Annotated in this window: 1 protein-coding gene; it reads right to left on the bottom strand. The window is 57.1% G+C overall.

What is annotated here, in order from left to right:
- Window positions 1–483: hypothetical protein (locus tag A6V37_RS13640; protein WP_208607868.1), on the bottom strand; the 483-nt coding region annotated here is incomplete at both ends.

Below are 483 nucleotides of genomic sequence, written 5' to 3'. Positions count from 1 at the left end.
TAGCAATGCCCAGAATCACCGCCGTGATAAGCAGGATGCGGATGGTATAGGTTTTACCATCGACCATCACACGTGTGTTATCCAGCATGGCGCCAGCTTCATGACTAAACCGTTCCGCGCTGGCGCCGAACGCGCGACTGAGTGCGGGCGTGACCGTACTGGCATGTTCGCTCCAGGCGGTTAGCGATCCTTGCTGCGCCAGTTGCATTTGAGGAACGACGCCTTTCTCCAGCAAGGCCTGCCAGTTGGACAAGAGCTCCCTTGGGCTATCAGGGTTCATCGGCCCTGGCGATAGCGAGTTCATCTCCTCCAACTGCTGACGCATATTCTCGAGCGACTGCCGGGCGGGCGCAAAATCGGGCGTGCCGCCGCCGATTTTTACATCCATCGCGCGGCGAAGGCGGGTAACAAAGCGGAAATATTGATCGTTACCCTGGCTTAGCACCGTCATTTGCCGCACAAGATGCCGGTCAATATCATTTC

Source organism: Paraburkholderia ginsengiterrae (assembly GCF_001645125.1).
Lineage (GTDB): Bacteria > Pseudomonadota > Gammaproteobacteria > Burkholderiales > Burkholderiaceae > Paraburkholderia > Paraburkholderia ginsengiterrae.
Note: the sequence above shows the minus strand (reverse complement) of the source record. Positions and strands in the feature narration are given on the sequence as shown.